The sequence below is a fragment of the Actinomycetota bacterium genome, assembly GCA_035765775.1.
GTDB lineage: Bacteria > Actinomycetota > CADDZG01 > JAHWKV01 > JAOPZY01 > DASTWV01.
Genome location: DASTWV010000055.1, coordinates 74588 through 91621 on the forward strand (window position 1 = coordinate 74588; position 17034 = coordinate 91621).

Consider the following 17034-nt stretch of genomic DNA (forward strand, 5'->3'; position numbering starts at 1 on the left):
GCCCTCAGGGCGCCACTCTCGCCAGCCACAGCGCCGGCTCGCGGAGCTCCGCCAGGTCCGGCAGGTTGCCCGCCTCGGCGAAGGCGGCCCGCACGCCGTCCCGGCCCCCGACGGCGTGGACGGCCTCGAAGAAGCGCTGGCCCTCGTCGTACTGCAGCTTCTTCATGTCGAGGCCGAGGACCCGCCGCAGGATCCGGCCCAGCGGCCCGTCCAGCGACGCCCCGGACAGGCTGCGGCGCATGCGGGGCTGCGTTGGGATGTGGTCCACCGCCACCCGGTCCATCACGAAGTTGCCGTGGCCCTCCACCACCGACATGAGGGCCTGGAGGCGGTCAAAGATCTCCCGCTGGTGCTCATCGAGGAGGCGGATGCCCACCGGGGTGGGGTCGTCGGGGTCCGCCCGGCGCATCTTCATCACCCGGTCCAGGAGCATGAGCGGCTGGAGCTCGAGCGAATCGACCAGCGAGCGGACGAGGCCGGTGAAGTAGCCCCGCAGCCAGACGTTGCCCTCGAACTGCGCCCGGTGGGCCAGCTCGTGGGTGGCGACCCAGAGGCGGAAGTCGTGCGGCAGGAATCCGAAGCGGTGCTCGATGAGCACGATGTTGGGGCCCACGAACCAGACCTCGCCGGCGTTGGAGAGGTCGAGCTCGTACTGGCCCAGCACCCGCTGCGAGACGAAGCCGAGCACCCCGCCCAGCTGGGCGCCGAGGGCCGAGCCGTACGCCCGGCGGGCGAGGCCGGCAGGCGAGCCCACCGGCGGGGTCGGGATCCGGGCCTCGACCCGCTCCAGCAGCGGCGAGAGCAGGCGCACGGTGGAGGCGATGTTGGCCTCCGCCCATTCGGCCCGGCTCATGACCCGGGCGTGGGCCGGGGTGGCAGGGGCGAAGCCGGCTTCCTCGGCCACCAGGGGTTCGGCCTCCGCCACCCGGGCGGCGAAGTCGGCGGCGAGGCCTTCGACCAGGTAGGACCCGGCGATGGGGTCGACCGCGAACCGCTGGGCGACCCTGACCGCCACCCCCGTCTCCACCAAGCCCGTGCTCATGGTCTTGCTCATAGCGTTGCTCCCGGTTGGCTCACCAGCCCGATCGCTGGCCTGTGGATGGCTGGTCTTCCAGTGTGCGCCGGTTTGATGTACCCGGCACCGATCCTTTCCACCACCACCACTGCGGAGAGGCGCCACCGAGCGCCAGAAAGTACCTTCGGGCACCCTATAGCACCCTCTAACACTCACAGACTGTCAACAGCGTTGAAGTAGGGGTCGAAGCCCAAACTTCAGCGAAGGCCCGATGTGATGGTTGCCCCTTTAGGCAGATTATCGCCCTCCGAGGTAATCTCTGAGTGCTCAGTCTCCCATAGCACCCCCTAACACTCACAGATCGCCGACAGCCGTCGGCGTGGGCCTAGCGGCTCACCACCAGCGGGTGCCCTCGGGCGTATCCGCCACCTCCACCCCCAGGCTGGGCACCTCCTGCCGCGGGCGGTCCGCCCGAGCGGCAGTTCGTCCCCCGGCGCCGCTTCCCGGTCCAGGTCGCCCGCTGGCCCTCGATCACATTTCTGCGCGTCTGACCGCACAGCGGTTGATCATGCACAGAACCGTCGGCCAGCAGCCGAGGTGTGGGGGTCAGCTCTTGTCGTTCAGCTTGTTCTTCAGCTTCACGTAGCCCAGCCCCAGGCCGAGCACGAGCAGGACGAGGAGGGCGCCACCGACCTTCGGGAAGTACTTCTGGCTGGGCGGCGGCGTGGGGGCCGTCTGGGGGCTGGGGAGGCCGCTGCCGAAGAAGCTGGGCGACGGGGTAGGCGAAACGCTGGCAGTGACCGTCGGGACCTTGGCACCCGGGCCGCCCGCCACGACGTTGATGGTGCCCACCATGCCGAGGCTGGCGTGGTAGGTGCACTTGTAGGAGATGGTGCCGACGGTGGTGAGCGGCGGCGTGGTGTAGCTGTCTCCGGCGTTGAGGTTGCCGCTGTCGAAGGAGCCATTGTCGGCAGTGGCCGTGTGCGCCGCCTGGCCGGTGTCCTTGAACGTCACCGTCCCACCCTGGGTGACGGTGATGGTATCCGGCGTGAAGACCAGGTTGGAGCCCTGCTCGGTGGCGTCCACCGTGTTGGCGGCGGCGGCCTGCGCCGGTGCGGTCTTGGACCCTTGCCCCTTGGCCAGGGCGGTGCTGGGGACTGCGAATGTCGCGGCGGCCAGGCAGAGACCCAGCATCAGCTTGCGGACCATCAACCCTCCTCGCTCAGATGCGGCTCAGCTGGCCAGCGCCACCGGGCCCACCGGACCTCGCGGCTGGTGGGCCGGGACGAGCGGCATTCTAGTCAAAGAGCGATTCGGGGCGGCGTGCTACGAGAGTTGCTTGGTGCGCCCGCGCAGCCGGGGGATCTTGAACCCGGCGTGGGCGAAGCAGGTGTCGCGGCGGTTGTAGATGGAGAGTTTCGTGGTGCAGTCGGGGATGGAGCAGGTCCGGTCCGCCTCGTAGCGGGTGTTGCGCCGGGGAAGCGCAGAGATCCGGGCCCCCTGGATCGGACCAACCATGGCCACCCACCACCCCTTCCTCTCGCGTGCCTCACGCTGTACCGGCGGACGCGGTACATACGGATGCCGGGGGCAACGCAGATTGGAGGGACGGTATTTCCGGGGTGTTACGGGGCGCGCTCGGAGCCGGGGGAGGGAATCGAACCCTCGACCACTCGCTTACGAAGCGAATGCTCTGCCGCTGAGCTACCCCGGCGGCTCCCCGAAAGTGTAGCGACCCCGCTTGATCCGGACTCCGCGCCGGACTCAGCCCCGCACTCAGCCGCCGAGTGCGGCCGGGGCCAGGAGGGCGGCCTCGACCGCGAGCGACGGGAGGGCGTTCTCGCGGATGGCCCGCTGGGCGCCGAGGGCGTCCTCCGCCAGGCGCAGCCAGGCGGCAGTGGCCCGCCGGGAAGCGGCGGCGGCCAGGTCGGCGAGGCGGTCGGGCGCGCCGACGGCGCTGTCCGGCGCCCCGGCCGAGAGGGCGGCGAGATCCCGGTAGGCCTGGGCCAACCACCCGCAGAAGTCGATCGACACGTCGGTCTCCGCCCGCCGGGCGGCACGCTTGGCCCGCTCGGTGATCCGTTTGCGCACCGCGGCGCTTCCCCGGCCCTTCCCGGGCCCGCCGCCCAGGACCTCCTCCAGCTCGGCCAGCTCGGCGGCCGCCGCCTGCTCCCCGGCCTGGCGGGCGGCCAGCCCGGCGGCCTGCACCCGGCCGGCGGTCTCCAGGGCTCCCCGGACCCCGGCCAGCGGGCTGGCCGTGCCCAGGGCGGCGTCGATGGCGAGCTGGCGGAGTGCGGCAGCCAACGCATCGGTGACCAGGGCCACCGCCCGGGCGGCGTCGCCCCGGCAGGCCCGGACGGCGACGCCCGGATCGGTGTGGCTCGCCTCCCCGGCTCGCTCCCGCACCTGGGCGAGGGCCGCCTCCTCGGGCACGGCGGCCAGCTCGACCAGGCGGCAGCGGCTGAGGATGGTGGGCAGCAGGGGATCCAGCAGCCCGGCGACCAGGACCCAGGTGACCGTGGGGTTCGGCTCCTCGAGGGCCTTCAGGAGGGCGTTCTGGGAGCGCTCGATGATGCGGTCGGCCTCCAGGAGGACGAGGACCCGGCGGGCAGCCTCCATGGGCGAGAGCGCCGCCTGGGCGGTCGCCTCCCGGATGGCTTCGATGGGGTAGGTGTAGCCCTCGGGCTCCAGGATGACGACGTCGGGGTGGATGCCCCGCAGCGCCCGGGAGCACGTGCTGCACGCACCGCACTGGTCCGGGCAGAGGACGGCGGCGGCGAAGACCCGGGCGGCGATCTCGATGCCCGACCCGGGTGGCCCGGTGAGCAGGTAGGCATCGCCCGGGCTGCCGGCGGCCGACCGGAGGGCGGTGGCGGCCCGCTCCTGGCCGGGGAGCCGGTCCCAGAGCGCGGCGGCCGTCACGCTCACCGGGCCACCGCCGCCGGCGCCAGGAGGGGCGCCACCCGGCGCCGGACCTCGGCGGCCACCTCGCCGGCCGGCAGCGTGCCATCGACGATGGCGAACCGGTCGGCGTAGGTGCGGGCGAGGGCCCAGTAGGCCTCGGCCACCCTCCGGTGGAAGGTCTCCGGCTCCTGCTCCAGGCGGTCGGTGCCGGCCGAGCGGGTGCGGGCCAGCTCGGTGGCGGTGTCCACCAACACGACGAGGTCGGGCAGCAGGCCGCCGGTGGCCCAGGTGCTGATCTCCAGGATCCGGGCCACGCCGAGGCCCCGGGCGAGGCCCTGGTAGGCCAGCGAAGAGTCCAGGTACCGGTCGGAGACCACCACCCGGCCGGCTGCCAGCGCCGGCCGGATGACCTGGGCGACATGCTGGGCGCGGTCGGCGGCGTACAGGAGCGCCTCGGCCTCGGGGGCCATGCTGGTGTGAGTGGGGTCGAGGAGGATGTCGCGGATGGCCTGGCCGATCGGCGTGCCGCCCGGCTCCCGGGTGATGACCGGCGGCGAGCCGGCCTCGGTCAGGAACTCGGCCAGGAGGTCGATCTGGGTGGTCTTGCCCGCCCCGTCGGGGCCCTCGACCACGAGGAACAGGCCCGGGCCGGAGGACTCTGGAACGCTCACACCCCGGCCACTCACCCCGAGCTGCCGCCTTAGCCCGCGGACACCGCGGCGGGCACCTCGACGGCGGGGGGCTCTCCCTCCGGCGGCGTCCCCTCAGGACCGGGTACCGGCTCCCGAGGGTCGGCATTCTGGGTGTGCCGGCAGGCCGGGTAGTGGCCGCAGCCGTAGAACTTGCCCCGCTTGCCCACCCGCTCGATCAGGATCCCCACCTCGTGGCGGGCCTTGCACGTCTTGCACGGCTCGGCGGTGCACTTGGGGCAGGGCATGCCGGTGGAGGTGCGTGGCTTTTTCTGGATGTACTTGCACTCGGGGTAGGTGGAGCAGCCCACGAAGGGCCCGAACCTGCCCATCCGCTTGGCAAGCTGGGCGCCGCAGTCGGGGCACTTCTCGTCCAGCAGCTCCGGGCCCTCTCGCTCCGCGCCCGGCATCGGCAGGGTTTTCTTGCAGTCCGGGTAGTTGGTGCAGCCCAGGAACTTCCCCCGCTTGCCCAGCTTGACCGCCATCGGGCTGCCGCAGTCCGGGCAGACCTGGTCGCTCACCTCGCTGGTCACCTCGGCCCGGGAGACTTCGGCCCCCTTGGCGAGGTGATCCTGGAGGGCGGTGTAGAAGGACTCGACCGTCGGCCGGTAGGCATGCCGGCCCTCGGCCACCTCGTCGAGGTGGTTCTCCATGTCCGAGGTGAAAGTGAAGTCCATGAAGTGGTCGCCGAAGTAGCGCACCAGGAAGTCGGTGGTCACCTCGCCGGTGTCGGTGGGCACAAAGCGCCGGTTGTTGAGGTGGGTGTAGTCCCGCTTCTCGTCCACTAGGGTGCCCATGATCGAGGCGTAGGTGGAGGGCCGGCCGATCCCCCGCTCCTCCAGCTCCTTGACCAGCGAGGCCTCGGTGTAGCGGGGCGGCGGCTGGGTGAAGTGCTGCTCGGGGCGCAGCTCGATCAGGTCGAGGGGCTGGCGGGCAACCAGCGCGGGCAGGCGCTCGGCGGCTGACTCCTCCTCGTCATCGGTGCCCTCGAGGTAGATGCGCATGAAGCCGTCGAAACGCAGCGTGGAGCCGGTGGCCCGGAACAGATGCCGCACGGCTTCGCCGCCCGGGGGGGTGGCGGCGATGTCCACCGACACCTGGTCGTACAGCGCAGGTGACATCAGCGACGCCACCGTCCGCTTCCACACCAGGTCGTACACCCGGGCCATCGCCTCGGCGTCCCGGCCCCCGTCCTCCCGGATGGCGGCCTCCACCTCCCGCCGGGGGCGGGACATGGCGGTGGGGCGGATGCACTCGTGGGCCTCCTGGGCGCCGGCCACCTTGCGGTCGTGGTGCTTGTAGCGCCCGGCCCAGTACTGGTCGCCGAAGGAGGACTTGATGAGCCCGGCGGCCTCGGAGACCGCCTCGCCGGCCATGGAGGTGGAATCGGTCCGCATATAGGTGATGTAGCCGCCCTCGTACAGGCGCTGGGCCACCGCCATCGCCCGCCGGGCGGAGAGGCCCAGCTTGCGGGAGGCCTCCTGCTGGTAGGTGGAGGTGATGAAGGGGGCGGGCGGGGTCCGGCGGGTCTCCTTGGTGCGCACGTCATCGACGGCGTAGGTGGCGCCCTGGAGGGCTTGGACCACCGCCTGGACGTCGGCCTCGGCCGCCAGCCGGCGGTCGACGTCCCCCGGGTTGTCGCGGTCGATCTTGGTGGCAACCTTGCGGTCACCGATCTGGACCAGGGTGGCACCGAAGCGCTCGCCCGCTTCGGTGCGCAGCAGGGCGGCCAGCGTCCAGTACTCGGTGGCGGTGAATGCCCGGATCTCCCGCTCCCGCTCGACGATCAGGCGCAGGGCGGGGGACTGGACCCGGCCGGCGGAGAGGCCGTAGCGGATCTTCTTCCAGAGCAGCTGGGAGACCGGGTAGCCCACCAGGCGGTCGATTGCCCGGCGGGCCTGCTGGGCGTCCACCAGGTGCGCGTCGATGTCTCGGGGGTGGGCGACCGCATCGGTCACCGCCCGGCGGGTGATCTCGGTGAAGGTCACCCGGCGCTGCTTCTCGGGCGGGATCTGGCACGCCTCGGCGACGTGCCAGGCAATGGCCTCGCCCTCGCGGTCGTAGTCCGTGGCCAGGTAGACGGCCTCGGCCTTCTTGGCGGCGGCGGCGATCTCCCGGATCACCTTCTTCTTGTCCTCGTCCAGCTCGTACTGGAGGGCGAAGCCGTGGTCGACGTCCACGCCGAGGGTGCTCTCTGGCAGGTCGCGGATGTGGCCCACCGAGGCGAGGACCTTGAAGTCCTTGCCCAGGTACTTCTGGATGGTCTTCGCCTTGGCTGGCGACTCCACCACCACCAGGCTGCCCGCGTGCTCCGCCATTCGCTCTCGCTCCACTCCGTTTTCGGGTTCTGTAGTTTTGGGACTTCTGCAGGGGTTCTTTGTCCGGGTTCAAGGAGCCATCGGCGGGGAGCGGGTGCTCCTGAAGCGCCGGTGCCGCCGGTGGTTGCGGGGTGGTCCCCCCGCTGCTGATGCAAGGGGCACCCTGCCAGGCTAACTCGGTCGGCGGCCTTGCCATTCCCGGGCCGGCGCTCTGCCGGTCCTCAGCCGACCCTCACCAGCCCCAGGCCCGGCCTGCGCGCACCATCCGACATTCTGGTCGAAGTGTCAAGCGACCCGCCCCGGCCCTCCTCAATCTCACAGGGGGCTCTCAGTTGCCAACCCCTAGACTTCCGCCCGTGGCGCACCTCGTGGACTCGCTCAAGACCTGGGTCGTCAACTTCATCCCCCACGGCGCCGGCGGGTATGCCGCCATCCTGCTGCTCATGGTGCTCGAGTCGGCCTGCATCCCCATCCCGAGCGAGATCACGATGCCGGTGGGCGGGCTCCTGGTCTCGCAGGGCGACCTCAACCTCATCCTGCTCATCGCCGTGGGGGTGCTGGGCAACCTGATCGGGTCGCTGGCCAGTTACGCCGTCGGGCGGAGCGGAGGCCGCAGCCTCCTGGAGCGCTACGGGCGCTACATCCTGGTCAAACCCCACGACATCGAGCGGGCCGACGCCTGGTTCGCCCGCCACGGCCCCCCGGCGGTGTTCTTCTCCCGCCTGCTGCCGGTGCTGCGCACGTTCATCTCACTGCCGGCGGGGGTCTCCCGCATGGACGTGAAGCGGTTCACCGTCCTCACCGTGCTGGGCTGCATCCCCTGGGTGGCCGTCCTGGCCATCGCCGGCGACGCCCTGGGCAGGCACTGGTCCGACGTCCTCACCTACACGCGGCCCCTGGAATACGTCGTGATCGCCGGGGCGGTGATTGCGGCCGGGTTCTGGTTGTTCCGGCGGGCACGAGCGGCCAACACGGCTGCTTGAGCGGGGTGGCGTTCCCAGTCTCCTTTACGGTGGGGATCATTCACTCTATGATGCTCCGGGTTTTCCCCGGCCCGTAGTCCATCCACCTACAGCAGTGCCAGTCTCTGGCTGCCTGCCGTCGGTGCGCTGGCGCGGGTCGAGTAGTTGCTCGCGCCGTCGGAACAGGGCACGACAGAGCTCCGGCTCGCCTGGTCAATAGGAGGAACCGTCGACATGTTGCTAGCAGTGGAGGGTGGGTACCAGGCGTTCAAGCTGGGGAGCGCAGAGTGGTTCTGGCTCTTCTTCTCTATCGGCACCGCAGTGCTGGCTCTGATCGTGGGCTTCTCGCTTTCGAAAGGGGTCCTCAAGGCCGACCAGGGCACACCCAAGATGCGGGAGATCGCCAAGGCGATCCAGGAGGGAGCGCTGGCCTACCTCTCGCGCCAGTTCAAGACCATCGCGATCATCCTGATACCGCTGGCGATCCTGGTGTTCGCCACGTCCACCCACGTGCTGAAGCCCGACGGCAGCACCGCCCTGTCCTTCGTCCAGTCCGGGATCTTCCGCACCGGAGCCTTCCTGCTGGGCTGCATCATGTCCGGGCTCACCGGCTTCATCGGCATGAGCCTGGCCGTGCGGGGCAACGTCCGGACCGCCGCCGCCGCCCGGAACGGCTCGCTCCCCGCTGCCCTCAAGGTGGCGTTCCGCACCGGCGGCATCGCGGGCATGTTCACCGTCGGCCTGGGCCTGCTGGGCGCCACCCTCATCATCATGGCCTTCCAGAACTCCGCCACCGCCATCCTGGTGGGCTTCGGCTTCGGCGGCTCGCTGCTGGCCCTGTTCATGCGGGTGGGCGGGGGCATCTTCACGAAGGCGGCCGACGTAGGCGCCGACCTGGTGGGCAAGGTGGAAGCTGGCATCCCGGAGGACGACCCCCGCAACGCCGCCACCATCGCCGACAACGTCGGCGACAACGTGGGCGACTGCGCCGGCATGGCCGCCGACCTCTTCGAGTCCTACGAGGTCACGTTGGTGGCGTCGATCATCCTGGGCTACGCCGCCTTCAAATCGATCGGCCTGAACCCTGCCCTCGGGGTCATCTTCCCGCTGATTGCGCGCGCCCTCGGGGTGCTGGCCTCCATCGTCGGCGTCTACGCCGTGCGGGCCACCGACAAGGACAAGTCCGCCATGGCCCCGATCAACCGGGGGTTTGTGGTGGCCGGCGTCCTCACCGTCATCGGGACCTTCGTGGTGGCCCAGTACTACGTCCACAACCTCAAGGTGTTCTGGGCCGTGGTCGCCGGGCTGGTGCTGGCGCAGGTGGTCAGCCGCCTGACCGAGTACTTCACCTCGACCGAGACCGCGCCCGTGCAGGAGATTGCCGAATCGACCCGCACCGGTCCGGCCACCACCATCCTCTCGGGCATCAGCTCCGGCCTGGAGTCCACGGTGTGGGCCATCGTGGCCATCGCCGTGGTGCTCGGCGTGTCCATCGGCCTCGGTGGGGGCCACCTGGAGTTCGCCCTCTACCTGGTGGCGCTCTGCGGCATGGGGATGCTGGCCACCACCGGCGTCGTCGTCTCCGAGGACACCTTCGGGCCGGTGTCGGACAACGCCGCGGGCATCGCCGAGATGTCGGGCGAGTTCGAAGGCGAGCCGCAGAAGATCATGGTGAGCCTCGACGCGGTGGGCAACACCACCAAGGCGATCACCAAGGGCTTCGCCATCGCCTCGGCGGTCATCGCCGCCGTCGCACTGTTCGCCTCCTTCGTCGAGACCATCGGCGAGCAGTTCAACCTCAAGGCCACCGGGTCGTCGCTGTTCCGCAACCCGCTGACCCAGATCAACGTGGCCGATCCCAAGATCTTCATCGGCCTGCTCATCGGCGGTGCCGTGCCCTTCCTCTTCTCGTCACTGGCCATCCGGGCAGTCGGGAGATCGGCGGGCACGGTGGTCCAGGAGGTGCGCCGCCAGTTCCGGGAGCACCCCGGGATCATGGACTACACGGAGCGGCCCGAGTACGGCCCGGTGATCGCCATCTGTACGGCGGCCGCCCAGCGGGAGCTGGCCACCCCGGCCCTCCTGGCGATCCTCTCGCCGGTCATCGTCGGGTTCGGGATCAGCTACCTGGCGCTGGGGGCGTTCCTGGCCGCAGTGATCGTGACCGGCCAGCTGATGGCGGTGTTCCTATCCAACGCCGGAGGCGCCTGGGACAACGCCAAGAAGTACATCGAGGACGGCCACCACGGCGGCAAGGGCTCCGATCCGCACAAAGCGGCGGTCATCGGCGACACGGTGGGTGACCCGTTCAAGGACACCGCCGGCCCGGCGTTGAACCCGCTGATCAAGGTGATGAACCTGGTCTCGCTGCTGATGCTGCCGGCGGTCATCTCGCTGCGGAACAACAATCCGGTCCGGCTCACCATCGCCGGCGTGGCCGTCGTCATTCTGGGCCTGGCCATTGCGTTCTCGAAGCGCAAGACCGAATCGATGATCGGCTAGCGCTTCTTGCGCTTCCCCTTCTGTGCCCGGGTCGGTCTGGCCCGGGCACAGCTATAAATGACGGTGGGACCGAAGAGGCGGAGCCGGCGCAGGCGGCGCGTGAGCCGGCGGGACGAGGTGGCTACCGTCATCCCGCCGCCTGGGTGGGGGGCAGGGCGCCGGTGGCCTCCGCCAAGTCGGCGTAGACCTGGAGGATCCGGCTGAGCCCGGTGATGTCGAGCACCTTCAGGATCTGGCGGTGCTGGCACACGACCGAGAGGTCCCCTCCCCGCTCCCGGGCCCGCTTGAGCCCGAACACCAGGGCGCTGAGCCCGGTGGAGTCCAGGAAGTCGACGCCGCGCAGATCGACCACCACCTGGGGACCCTCCGCCGCGGCCACCGCCAGGGCGTCCTGCAGGGCGCTGGCGGTTAGGACATCGACTTCCCCGGACACCCTGACGATGATCGGTTCGCCCGGCGCCGTGCGCTCGGTCGTTACATCCATCCCATCCTCCTGTATTTACCTCAGTCCGACGTTCAGGTCTATCTCAGCGCGGGCTGCCCGCGCGCTGCGTGGCTATACCCACGCGGCGCCGCGCCTAACCTCACTTCCGCGCGGCCGGCGGGCAGGTAGCCTGCGGGCGCCATGGGTCCCTACGTCGCCGTCATCGGTGCCAGCCGGCCCTCGGGCGCGGTGGCCGAAGCGGGCCAGCGGGTGGGCGAGCTGGTGGCCCAGGCCGGGGCGGTCCTGGTGTGCGGCGGCCGGGGCGGCGTGATGGAGGCCGCCTGCCGGGGCGCCCGGGCATGCGGGGGGCTCACGGTGGGCATCCTGCCCGGCCTGACCCGGGCGGAGGCGAACCCGTACGTCGATGTCGCCCTGCCCACCGGCCTGGGCGATGCCCGCAACGCCCTGGTCGTCAGCTCGGCGGACGTGGTGATCGCGGTGGGGGGCGGGCCGGGCACGTTGTCCGAGATCGGCCTGGCCCTCTCGATGGGCCGAGCAGTGGTCGGGCTGCTGACCTGGGAGGCGACGGCCCCCTCGGGCGGGAGCCTGGACATCGCCCGGGCGGCGTCACCCGAGGAGGCGGTGGCCATGGCCCTCGGGCGCCTGCCACGGTAGGCCGGGGTAGCCCGTTTTCTGCAGTCCCCGGGCCTCGCTTGTCTGCCTTGCGGGAAGAAAACCGTCAAGTTGCTCTGGGGATCGGCCGAGGATAGGGGGGCGGAAGGGCGGAGCGCCGGCACAAGGATGAACAAGATTTCAGGAGAATTCTGGCCGCTTTCGAGGCCGGATTGAGGGAGGGAAATGTTACGCTTCGCTTCTGCGTCGCCCAGCACTCAGGTCACTCGGGGCGGGGGTAGGGGCGCAGGCCGTAGCTGGCCAGCCAGCCGGAGGCTTGCCGGAGGCGTCGTGAGGAACAGGGTGCGGGTATGGCGGTAGCAGAGCAGCTTCTCAACCTGCAGCCCCTCGCCGACACCCGGCCGGACCGGGCCCTGGTCCACGATGCGCAGGCAGGCGACGCCGCTGCCGCCTCGGCCCTCGTCGAACGCTACTACCGGCGGATCTACTCCTTCGTCTCCCATCTGACCTACGGCCGGGCCAACGCCGAGGACCTGACCCAGGAGGTCTTTGCCCGGGCCCTCAAGGCGCTCGGCCGGTTCAACGGGCAGTACCAGTTCGAGCACTGGCTGCTGCGCATCGCCAAGAACCTGTGCATCGACGAGGCCCGGCGAAGCGCCCATTCGGCGGAGCCCACCGACCCCACCGAGCTTTCCGAGCTGGAGGGCATCCCCGCCCCGGACTACGTGTGGGAGTCGGTGTCCCGGGACATGGTGGCCTCGGTGGTCCACCGTGCCCTGATGGCCCTCCCGCCCCGCCAGCGCACCATCCTGGCCATGCGGGAGATGGAGGACATGTCCTACGCCGACATCGCCCAGGTGGTCGGGACCAACCCCCGGGGCGTCGAGGCGACGCTGCGGCGTGCCCGGCTGCGCTTCCGGGCCGAGGTGGCCCGGGCCGAGGCGGTCGAGCAGGGCCAGGCGACGTGCCGGCGGGTCCTGCGCCTGGTCACCGACGACCCCGAGGCACCCCGCTGCGATCAGGAGGCGGCGTCGCACCTCGCCGGCTGTGCCGCCTGCCGCCGGGCGACCCGTTCGGGCGCCGCTGCCCCCCGCCCGGTTCGTGCCTTCGGGTTCCTGCCGCTGTTCGGATTGGGCTCGCTGCTGAAGGGCCACCCCGCCACGGCTCCGCTGCGCCGGGCCGCTGGGCGGATGCGCGACGTCGCCATGATCGCCAGCCTGGGCACCGCCGGGGCTGTCGCCATGCCGCTGGCCCGGATGGCCGAGGTCACGGCCGGGGTAGTGCTGGCCACCACCGTCACGCTCGTCCCCGCTGTCGCCGCGCTCCAGCCGGCGGCCACTGCCGTGGGGTTCGCCGGTGGCGGTGCGCCGGTTGCCCCGACGCTCCAGGTCGCCAGCGTGCCGTTCTCGTCGGTCCTCTACAAGGCATCCAGCACGTCGCCCGTGGTGTCCCTCGCCCAGGTGGCCCCGACGGCCGCTCCCTCGTCCGGGTCGGCTTCGACGGCGCCCAGCGACGTGACCCCGCAGACGGCGGTCCCCAGCCTCCTGGGCGCGCTGGGCACGGACCCCGGGGCCATCATCGCCACCACGCTCAACGACGTGGGCTCGGTGAGCAGCATCCTGACCCAGCAGCTGACCCAGGTGGCGCAGCTCGCCAATGCCGCCATCTCGGGGGTTACCAACGCCCTGCCGGCGGAGTTGGCCCCGGTGAGCCAGACGGTGACCAGCGCCACCCAGCAGATCACGGGGGGCGTGGCGAAGACCCTCGGCGGCGTCAGCAAGGGCATCCAGCAGCTCACCACCCCGTCGCACCGGTAAGGGGCCGCTCCCGTACTGGATCTCCTTAGGGGATCTCCCTCGCCCGGACCACCAGGCGGTCGGTCGCACTCCCCTTCGGGGTGCACGTCGTGAGGGTCAGGTAGTTCCCCGGCAACGGGCCGACCACCGACCAGGCATCGGGCGGCACCACCCATCCCGCCGCTCCGGGCCGCGGGATGGCCTGGTGGGGCGGCGGGGCGAGCACCTCGTAAGTACAGGTCGCCTGGCGGGTGATGAGGGTGATGGTCTCGCCCGGCGTCAGCTGGTCCAGCTGGTTGAACGGCTCGCCGTAGGTGGTGCGGTGGCCGGCGATGGCGGCGTTGCCCGCCCCACAGGGCGGTGGCGAGGCGCTGTAGTGGCCCGGCCCCGCCCGGAGGTCCTCGGATTGGGTGCCTTCGACCACCACCTCGTCCAGGCCGATGGCCGGGATCTCGATCACCGCCAGGGCGTGGCTCTGCCCCACCGGCCCCGTGGGGCCAGGCCGGGCGCCCGCCACGCCGGCGGCGAACTCGGCCCGCAGCCGGGCCTGGGCGCGGGCGGTGTACAGGTCGGTGGCCAGGGGATAGGACAGCAGGGCGAGGCCGGTGGCGACCAGGGCGAGGGCCAGGAGGGCGATCGCCCGGTTGACCAGCAGGCGCCGCCTCCTTGCTCGGGACGGGCGGGGTGCGGGCGGTGCGGGCGGTGCTGCGCCAGCGGTGCTTTTAGGATGGAGCATGACCGAACCCCTGCCCGCTGCTCCTGACGGGTCCGCCCCCGGCGGACCGGGCGGTGCATCCCCCGGCGCGGCCTTCTTTGACCTCGACCGGACGGTGGTGGCCCGCCCCAGCGGGTTCGCCTTCGGCAGCGCCTTCTACCGGGCGGGGCTCATCTCCCGCGCGAACCTCGTGCGGGGCTACGCGGCCCAAACGATCTACCTGCTGCGCGGGGCGGACGAGGCGCGCATGGAGCGCTGGCGCCTGCGGGGGCTCGACCTGTCCCGGGGCCAGGAGCGGGCCGGCTTCGGCCAGGTGATCGAGCGCTCGACCGACGCAGTCATCCGGCCGATTATCTACCGCGAGGCCCTCGAGCTCATGGAATGGCACCAGGCCATGCGGCGGGCCGTGTTCCTGGTCTCCTCGTCGCCCGAGGAGGTGGTCGAGCCCATCGGCAAGCTCCTGGGGGTGGACGGGGTGATCTCCACCAAGTCGAAGGTGGACAGCGCGGGGCGCTACGTGGGCGAGCTGGAGTTCTACTGCTACGGGCCGTACAAGGCCGCGGCGATGGCGGAGCTGGCGGTGGCCCGGGGCATCGACCTGGCCGGCTCGTGGGCCTACTCGGACTCGATCACCGACCTGCCGATGCTGGAGGCGGTGGGCCACCCGGTGGCCACCAACCCCGACCGTGACCTGCGCCGGGTAGCGGAGCGGCGGGGCTGGAAGGTGGTGAAGTTCAAGGTGCCCACGGCGCTGCGGCCGTTGCGGGTGGCGACGGCGACGCCGGCCCGGAAGGCGGCGCTGGCCTCGGTGGCGGGCCTGATGGCGCTGGCGGTGGCCCGGCGGGCGAAGCGGGGCGGCTGAGCATCGGAACCAGGGGTCTACGTTGTGCGGCTCGCGGCCCCCGCATGGGCGGAGGCCAACAGGGTCCGGGCCTGCTCGCTGGTGGCCTCGCCCGGGTTCACGATCGACACCCAGGACTGCACGCCGTACACCGGGTGGGGCATCAGGCGGTCCGCTGCCGTGAAGTCGTAGTCGGCCACCTGGGCGGCGTGCTCGGCCGGGGTGTGGCCGAGGAGCTCGGCGTAGGCCTCCCGGCCCACCGAGATGTTGAGCCGGAAGACGCCCGGGCGGTTGAGATCGGAAAACTCGTCCCAACCCGGGTAGTCCGAGGTGACAATGGTGGCGAAGGGCATCCGCTGGTTCTCCGGCAGGGCGCCGCTCGGGTCGAAGAAGAAGAAGCTGTCGCCCCAGGCCGCCTCGGGCGAGCCATCGCCCTCCCGGGCGGTCTGCACCACTACGCCGGGCAGCCCCCCGACGAAGGCGAGGATCTCAGCTTCGGTCATCGAGGGTCACTGCTCGACGTAGATCTGGCCCCCGCCGGCGGCGAACTCCTCGGCCTTCTCCGCCATGCCCGCCTGAAGCGCGGCGGCGTCGTCCAGCCCGTGGGCGGCGGCGTAGTCCCGCACGTCCTGGCTGATGCGCATCGAGCAGAACTTCGGCCCGCACATCGAGCAGAAGTGCGCCTTTTTGGCCGGCTGGGCGGGCAGCGACTCGTCGTGGAAGCTCCGGGCGCACTCCGGGTCCAGCGAGAGGTTGAACTGGTCCTCCCAGCGGAACTCGAAGCGGGCCTTGGACAAGGCGTCGTCCCAGGCCTGGGCCTGGGGGTGGCCCTTGGCCAGGTCGGCGGCGTGGGCGGCGATCTTGTAGGCGATCACCCCGTCCTTCACGTCCTGGCGGTTGGGCAGGCCGAGGTGCTCCTTGGGCGTGACGTAGCACAGCATCGAAGCGCCGTACCAGCCGATCATGGCGGCCCCGATGGCCGAGGTGATGTGGTCGTAGCCCGGGGCGATGTCGGTGGTGAGCGGGCCGAGCGTGTAGAAGGGGGCGTCGTGGCAGACCTCGCGCTCGAGGTCCGCGTTCTCCTTGATCTTGTGCATCGGCACGTGGCCGGGGCCCTCGATCATCACCTGGACGTCGTGGCGCCAGGCGACCTCGGTCAGCTCGCCCAGGGTGCGGAGCTCGGCGAACTGGGCCTCGTCGTTGGCGTCGGCGATCGAGCCCGGGCGCAGCCCGTCGCCCAGCGAGAAGGCGACGTCGTAGGCGGCGAGGATCTCGCACAGTTCCTCGAAGTGGGTGTACAGGAAGTTCTCCCGGTGGTGGGCCAGGCACCAGGCGGCCAGGATCGACCCGCCCCGGGAGACGATGCCGGTGACCCGCCGGGCGGTCAGGGGGACGTAGGCCAGCCGGACGCCGGCGTGCACGGTGAAGTAGTCCACCCCCTGCTCGGCCTGCTCGACGATGGTGTCCCGGTACAGCTCCCAGGTGAGCTCCGCGGCTTCCCCGCCCACCTTCTCGAGGGCCTGGTAGATGGGCACAGTGCCGATGGGCACGGGCGAGTTGCGCACGATCCACTCGCGGGTGGCGTGGATGTCGGCACCGGTGGAGAGGTCCATCACGGTGTCGGCGCCCCAGGAGATCGACCAGATGAGCTTCTCGACCTCGTCGTCGATCGACGACAGCACGGCGGAGTTGCCGATGTTGGCGTTGATCTTGACGCCCACATGGCGCCCGATCGCCATCGGCTCGCTCTCCGGGTGGTTGACATTGGCGGGGATGATCGCCCGGCCCTCGGCCACCTCCCGGCGGATGAAGTCCGGCTCCATGCCCTCCCGCAGGGCGACGAACTCCATCTCGGGCGTGACGAGGCCCCGCCGGGCGTAGTGCATCTGGGTGACCGTGGCGCCGGGGCGGGCCTTCAGCGGCGTGGGCCGGGGACCATCAAAGCCCGGGATGCCGATCGCCAGGGAGCGGCCTTCGGACGCCTCGACGTCGCCCCGCTCCAGGATCCACGGCCGGCGCAGCGGGGGCAGGCCGAGGCGGATGTCGGTGGTCCGGTCGGCGTCGGTGTACGCCCCCCCGGTGTCGTACAGGCGCACGGGTGGGTTGGGCTCGGTGGGGCTGGTGGGCGAAAGGTGGATCTCCTTCATGGGGACCTGGAGGTCCGGGCGGGAGCCCGTGACGTAGACCTTGCGGGCATGGGGCGGCACCCGGTCCGCGGTGTCCTCGGGCAGCATG

General features: G+C 71.1%; 15 protein-coding genes and 1 tRNA gene. 5 read left to right on the forward strand and 11 right to left on the reverse strand.

Annotated elements, in window-relative coordinates; all coding sequences use genetic code 11:
- Positions 1 to 4 precede the first annotated feature (4 nt).
- The 7 genes from VFW71_12635 to topA all read right to left on the reverse strand — a co-directional run bounded on the left by VFW71_12635 (position 5) and on the right by topA (position 6926).
- Positions 5 to 1042: a zinc-dependent metalloprotease gene (locus tag VFW71_12635; GenBank protein ID HEU5003607.1), complete on the reverse strand. Its 1038-nt coding sequence runs from the start codon at positions 1040 to 1042 to the stop codon at positions 5 to 7.
- 579 nt (positions 1043 to 1621) lie between these two features.
- On the reverse strand, positions 1622 to 2224 hold the full coding sequence (locus tag VFW71_12640; protein ID HEU5003608.1) for a plastocyanin/azurin family copper-binding protein: 603 nt from the start codon (positions 2222 to 2224) through the stop codon (positions 1622 to 1624).
- A 117-nt stretch (positions 2225 to 2341) separates the two neighbouring features.
- A complete protein-coding gene (locus VFW71_12645; protein ID HEU5003609.1) occupies positions 2342 to 2539 on the reverse strand; it encodes a hypothetical protein in 198 nt (65 codons plus the stop codon).
- Between the two features lie 118 nt (positions 2540 to 2657).
- Positions 2658 to 2729 (reverse strand) — tRNA-Thr (locus VFW71_12650).
- Positions 2730 to 2791: 62 nt separating this feature from the next.
- Positions 2792 to 3943, reverse strand: coding sequence for a hypothetical protein (locus tag VFW71_12655; GenBank protein HEU5003610.1), 1152 nt, complete (start codon positions 3941 to 3943; stop codon positions 2792 to 2794).
- Positions 3940 to 4590, reverse strand: coding sequence for a dTMP kinase (gene tmk, locus VFW71_12660; protein ID HEU5003611.1), 651 nt, complete (start codon positions 4588 to 4590; stop codon positions 3940 to 3942). Before tmk ends, VFW71_12655 begins: the two co-directional genes overlap by 4 nt.
- Before the next feature lie 29 nt (positions 4591 to 4619).
- The gene (gene topA / locus VFW71_12665; GenBank protein ID HEU5003612.1) at positions 4620 to 6926 is read right to left on the reverse strand and encodes a type I DNA topoisomerase; all 2307 of its coding nucleotides are present in this window, start codon (positions 6924 to 6926) and stop codon (positions 4620 to 4622) included.
- A 356-nt stretch (positions 6927 to 7282) separates the two neighbouring features.
- Between topA and VFW71_12670 the strand changes: the two genes are divergently transcribed.
- Both VFW71_12670 and VFW71_12675 read left to right on the forward strand, forming a co-directional pair.
- Positions 7283 to 7909: a DedA family protein gene (locus VFW71_12670; GenBank protein ID HEU5003613.1), complete on the forward strand. Its 627-nt coding sequence runs from the start codon at positions 7283 to 7285 to the stop codon at positions 7907 to 7909.
- Between the two features lie 213 nt (positions 7910 to 8122).
- The gene (locus VFW71_12675; protein ID HEU5003614.1) at positions 8123 to 10390 is read left to right on the forward strand and encodes a sodium-translocating pyrophosphatase; all 2268 of its coding nucleotides are present in this window, start codon (positions 8123 to 8125) and stop codon (positions 10388 to 10390) included.
- 127 nt (positions 10391 to 10517) lie between these two features.
- Here VFW71_12675 and VFW71_12680 read toward each other — a convergent pair whose 3' ends face one another.
- Positions 10518 to 10874, reverse strand: coding sequence for an STAS domain-containing protein (locus VFW71_12680; GenBank protein HEU5003615.1), 357 nt, complete (start codon positions 10872 to 10874; stop codon positions 10518 to 10520).
- A gap of 141 nt (positions 10875 to 11015) precedes the next feature.
- Between VFW71_12680 and VFW71_12685 the strand changes: the two genes are divergently transcribed.
- The gene (locus VFW71_12685; protein ID HEU5003616.1) at positions 11016 to 11489 is read left to right on the forward strand and encodes a TIGR00725 family protein; all 474 of its coding nucleotides are present in this window, start codon (positions 11016 to 11018) and stop codon (positions 11487 to 11489) included.
- A 308-nt stretch (positions 11490 to 11797) separates the two neighbouring features.
- On the forward strand, positions 11798 to 13264 hold the full coding sequence (locus VFW71_12690) for a sigma-70 family RNA polymerase sigma factor (protein ID HEU5003617.1): 1467 nt from the start codon (positions 11798 to 11800) through the stop codon (positions 13262 to 13264).
- Between the two features lie 25 nt (positions 13265 to 13289).
- Here the strand turns inward: VFW71_12690 and VFW71_12695 are convergent, their stop codons facing one another.
- Positions 13290 to 13979 (reverse strand): class E sortase, encoded by a 690-nt coding sequence (locus VFW71_12695; protein ID HEU5003618.1) that lies wholly within the window; start codon positions 13977 to 13979, stop codon positions 13290 to 13292.
- Between VFW71_12695 and VFW71_12700 the strand changes: the two genes are divergently transcribed.
- Positions 13978 to 14820 carry an HAD family hydrolase gene (locus tag VFW71_12700; GenBank protein HEU5003619.1) on the forward strand — a complete coding sequence of 281 codons (843 nt, stop codon included), beginning with the start codon at positions 13978 to 13980 and terminating at the stop codon, positions 14818 to 14820. The genes VFW71_12695 and VFW71_12700 overlap by 2 nt on opposite strands.
- Before the next feature lie 17 nt (positions 14821 to 14837).
- Here the strand turns inward: VFW71_12700 and VFW71_12705 are convergent, their stop codons facing one another.
- Both VFW71_12705 and thiC read right to left on the reverse strand, forming a co-directional pair.
- Positions 14838 to 15302, reverse strand: a complete 465-nt coding sequence (locus tag VFW71_12705) for a DUF6194 family protein (protein HEU5003620.1) — start codon at positions 15300 to 15302, stop codon at positions 14838 to 14840.
- A gap of 6 nt (positions 15303 to 15308) precedes the next feature.
- Positions 15309 to 17033 (reverse strand): phosphomethylpyrimidine synthase ThiC, encoded by a 1725-nt coding sequence (gene thiC, locus VFW71_12710; GenBank protein HEU5003621.1) that lies wholly within the window; start codon positions 17031 to 17033, stop codon positions 15309 to 15311.
- Position 17034: the final 1 nt, after the last annotated feature.